Below are 4,042 nucleotides of genomic sequence, written 5' to 3'. Positions count from 1 at the left end.
CAACAATCGACCCATGAAGTTACATAACTACCAGACGCCACTAGAAGTTTTTCGGGGTTGTTCGAATTAAACTTGTAATCTGCCTTTAATAAAAAATCAATTCTCATCATTGAAAAAATAGTCGCTTTACTTACAATGAGGATAGAGAGTTGATTGAAAGAACGGAGGGAACCTATGAAAACAAAGGTCATCACCGCTAACACTGCCAGAGGTTTTGAACAGAATTTGAATGCCGCTATCAGCAATTTGGAAACTCAGGGACATGAGGTCATGACGATTTCACCCTGGTCCCTTACTTATCGCGCCATTATTCTATATAAGTAATCTGATTTTGTATGAAAGGAAAATAATCTGATGAACGATAAAAACAAAGAAAACGAAGACCAACAGCCACGAGATACACTCTACACGCGCCCATGGTTCATTATTATCGGTATCATTGCTGTGCTTAGCATGGTCGGTTACGTTGCACTGCTGGGCTAAGTTACGATCACTGCTAAATCAGTATTGAGTTGAGTCCACTTCAACAACATCAAAGAAAAAAATAAAAACCCACCGTCCAATAACGGTGGGTTTTTATTAGTAATGTAGCCCGTTACCTTTCTCAAGCACATAGCCCTTAGTTAGCGTAACGACCATTAATAAATGTTAATTCATTGCTATGGTTGTTTGATCCATAAGCTTTCACAAGCGCGATCACGAAATCAACAAAGGGCCAAATACCCAAAGTAATCCATGAGCCGATGAAGAGCTTGAACAAACCTAAACCGATTTGTCCCCGAATAAAGCGATCAACACCCAAGCCACCAACCAAAAAGTTGCAAATCCAAACAAACACATGCTTATTCACAGTATTAATCTTTGCGTTGCTGTCGTATACAGTATCCATATATTTTTTCTCCTTATGTTTCCAGTAACTTTATTGCGAAACCCTAAATACAATTTTATCATTAATTTTACTTTAGTTACATAGAAGATGTCGTTTTGAAGACAATATTTTCATAAATCAGCCACAAAGGACATCAAAAAATAAGACATAAGAAAAACCTCAGAATTTTGTTTCAATTCTGGGGTTCAGGATTCATATCAGTCTACATTCTGAGAATCAAATTAAAATGAATCACAATTAATTATTCTCCAAATTCTTAGCAGCTTGCCCATCTTTCAGCAAGAAAAATGCTAAGACAGCAGCGACTGTCAAAATCGATGCCGAAACCAACATCACACTGTTCATTCCTGCGTAAAATGCTTTTGAAGCAGCGTGTTGAACGCTCTTCACAATGGCCATTGGCGCTTTAATATCTTGTGACATAATGCTATGACTCGAAAAAGGTCCCTCTGCCAATAACTGATTGTGTATCTTTTCAATGCTTGGTAAGTGGACATCAAAAGAATTAAAGAAAGTATGCAAATGATTATCGTATGTCCTGCTTTGAGACAATCCTAGGATAACGACCCCAAATGATGTTCCTAATTGCATAAATACGTTGACTAAACCTGATACCATGCCAATTTCATCTGGTTTTGCATCCGCTAATGCCGCATTATTCAACAATGGATTGACGAGTCCGTTTGATACTCCCAGTAAAATCAATGGCAAAATCAGTTCCTGGTAGGAAAGCTGAGTTGTCATGGCGTTAGCGAAGAGTAATAGACCAACAGCACCAACTAATAAGTTAATCGCAATGGTTCGCCGATTTGAAAATTTATTAGTTAAATAGCCGGCAACTGGGCCTAAAATCAAACTCCAAATGGTCATCGGGACTTGACGCAACCCTGTTTCAAAAGCCGCATACGACAGCGCATTTTCCATCATTGATGTAATAAAAATTTGCATAGCATAAACGCCCGATCCCAAGGCGAAAGCAACAATGATCGAACCAACGAAATTTTTATTTTTAAACAGAAATAAATCCATCATCGGCTTTTCGATTCTAGATTCAACCACGATAAACACCAATAACAGCACAACCGCAGCAATTAGCCAAAAGGCAATCTGAGGATTAAGCCATGATATTTGGGCGTGATTTTCCTTTTGAATTAACCCATAAACAGCAGAAAAAATGGCTGTCGAAGATAAAATCATCCCCCAAAAATCAATTTTCTGGCCTTCACCATATTTTGGTGTTTCCTTTGTTGTGAAATAAACTAAAATTCCCGCCAATATACCAATTGGAATGTTCACATAAAAGATTGATGGCCAACCAAATGATTCAGATAAAATACCACCAATTAAAGGACCAGAAACAGTCGAAATTCCCATCACTGATCCTAAAATGCCTAAGGCCATCCCCCGTTCTTTTCCATCAAACAAGGAAGCAACTAATGCTAGCGCTAAACTCATTAAGCCAGCACCACCAAACGCTTGAATAGCCCGACCAATATTTAAAATCAGCAAGGATGGTGCTAAACCGTTAATGGCTGAAGCCAAAACGAAAATCACCATGCTAATTAAATATATTCGTTTTCGGCCATACATATCACCCAATTTTGCAACAACCAAGATGACCACCGCATACGAAATTGTATAGGCGCTAATCACCCATTGAACGTTGCTAAAGTTGGTCTTAAAGCTTTCAGCCATAATTGGCAAAGCAACATTCACGATGGTGACGTCTAACAAACTCATAAAGACGCCCAAGGATAGGGCAAATAACGCCCACCATTTCCTTGAATTACTTCTTACTGTATTACTCATTTCCAATTCCTTTCTGATACAAGTAACAGTAATCAGAATGGCTATTGTCATTATTGATGATTTGTTGAATAAACCTTATTAGTAGAGCAGCCCAACTACTCCAATTCGTATTCACGTAATCATTCGAAAATAAATCTTTGCGGCTTTTTACTTTCGTATCGCTTTAACAAATGAATCCGACAGTTGATTCTTCTAAAGAATAGAATCAACCGAACAAGTTTCATCTCTTGATTGCTTTTATCGAAATGAAAGCAAAAAAAAAGATGATTTCTGAATGTGCTTTTAGAATTCCCTAAAAACATCTCATTCAACAAATCATACATAAGCTAAAGCCTTTTTCTGATTACGTCAATAAACAAGATTTATCGACTAGGTTTATAGTTTAACCAATAATTTGTCATTTGACAAGTTTTTTTAAAATTTATTGAATTTAAAATGCAAAAACCCTGGAAGTCTACACGGCTTTCAGGGCTTAACTAATTTTTACAGTTTTACTTTACAAGCTTGGCGTTGCTAAAGGCAACATCGTTAACCCACTTTGGATCACCATTTTCACCACCCATAATGGTTGCGTGGCTGAACTTTCCTTCAACTGTGATTGTTGATCCCTTTTGGATTGATAGAGCGTCATCCTTATTTGATCCTCTAAAGTTAAATGTCAACGTCTGCTTCTCAAACTCATTGTTTTCAACAGTTCCAGCATCAATTGTCACATCATGGCCACTAATTGCACCATCCTTCACATCAAGAACAGTTCCTGTAACTTGAGTGATTTTCCCCTTGTAAGCTGAATCAGCCTGTGAAGAAGTATTGTTTTTATAATTATTAACAATATCATCTGGAGTTACTTTAACAATATTTTCCTTCGACTTCGAACCCTTTGATGAACTACTTGAATCGCTCGATCCACCAGCTGCAGATACACCTGCAACAATTACTATCAAAACTAAGAGAATAAACCAAATTCGCTTATAAAATGGCTTTTTTTGAACATATGTTTGGCCATTTTCATCAACAATTTTCTTACTCATTTTACTGCAATCTCCCATTCAGCTTTTTTCGTGGCTCAGTTTTACACGTTTTTGTTACAAACATCGTATCTTAATTTAGAATATTTTGCATCCAAGCATATTTATAGATTCTATTGAATTTCACTAATTATTTTATTTCTCAATTCATTATATTTCATATTTTATTTTAATTATTTGGCAGATTCTATAATTAATTCGAACGAGAAAATTTAAAATAAAAACCCAAAGAATTTCTTTACAATGGTAGTTGATTAGACCAACCAAAAGGAGAAATTCTTTGAGCCATTTAATTTTATCATCTTATGACCGTGGT

The 4,042-nt window shown here is 36.4% G+C and carries 5 protein-coding genes; 2 read left to right on the top strand and 3 right to left on the bottom strand.

Going from position 1 to position 4,042, the window contains the following annotated elements; genetic code table 11:
* The first annotated feature begins 174 nt into the window (after window positions 1-174).
* Both FEFB_RS08930 and FEFB_RS09105 read left to right on the top strand, forming a co-directional pair.
* Window positions 175-324, top strand: coding sequence for a hypothetical protein (locus tag FEFB_RS08930; RefSeq protein WP_200898283.1), 150 nt, complete (start codon window positions 175-177; stop codon window positions 322-324).
* Window positions 325-354: 30 nt separating this feature from the next.
* The gene (locus tag FEFB_RS09105) at window positions 355-483 is read left to right on the top strand and encodes a hypothetical protein (protein WP_255360197.1); all 129 of its coding nucleotides are present in this window, start codon (window positions 355-357) and stop codon (window positions 481-483) included.
* A 136-nt stretch (window positions 484-619) separates the two neighbouring features.
* On the opposite strand, the gene FEFB_RS07880 is transcribed toward FEFB_RS09105, so the two are convergent.
* From FEFB_RS07880 to FEFB_RS08385, 3 genes are all read right to left on the bottom strand, one after another.
* Window positions 620-889, bottom strand: a complete 270-nt coding sequence (locus FEFB_RS07880) for an NINE protein (RefSeq protein WP_047975699.1) — start codon at window positions 887-889, stop codon at window positions 620-622.
* 237 nt (window positions 890-1,126) lie between these two features.
* Window positions 1,127-2,698, bottom strand: coding sequence for an MFS transporter (locus tag FEFB_RS07875; RefSeq protein WP_047975698.1), 1,572 nt, complete (start codon window positions 2,696-2,698; stop codon window positions 1,127-1,129).
* A 491-nt stretch (window positions 2,699-3,189) separates the two neighbouring features.
* Window positions 3,190-3,729 carry a hypothetical protein gene (locus FEFB_RS08385; protein ID WP_053069003.1) on the bottom strand — a complete coding sequence of 180 codons (540 nt, stop codon included), beginning with the start codon at window positions 3,727-3,729 and terminating at the stop codon, window positions 3,190-3,192.
* Window positions 3,730-4,042 lie beyond the last annotated feature (313 nt).

This window comes from Fructobacillus sp. EFB-N1, assembly GCF_001038455.1.
Lineage (GTDB): Bacteria > Bacillota > Bacilli > Lactobacillales > Lactobacillaceae > Fructobacillus > Fructobacillus cardui.
Note: the sequence above shows the minus strand (reverse complement) of the source record. Positions and strands in the feature narration are given on the sequence as shown.

What these genes read in the sequence shown, in the direction of transcription:
- FEFB_RS07875 (WP_047975698.1), bottom strand. Translation starts at nt 2,698, where the DNA reads ATGAGTAATACAGTAAGAAGTAATTCAAGGAAATGGTGGGCGTTATTT.
- FEFB_RS09105 (WP_255360197.1), top strand. Translation starts at nt 355, where the DNA reads ATGAACGATAAAAACAAAGAAAACGAAGACCAACAGCCACGAGATACA.
- FEFB_RS08930 (WP_200898283.1), top strand. Translation starts at nt 175, where the DNA reads ATGAAAACAAAGGTCATCACCGCTAACACTGCCAGAGGTTTTGAACAG.
- FEFB_RS08385 (WP_053069003.1), bottom strand. Translation starts at nt 3,729, where the DNA reads ATGAGTAAGAAAATTGTTGATGAAAATGGCCAAACATATGTTCAAAAA.
- FEFB_RS07880 (WP_047975699.1), bottom strand. Translation starts at nt 889, where the DNA reads ATGGATACTGTATACGACAGCAACGCAAAGATTAATACTGTGAATAAG.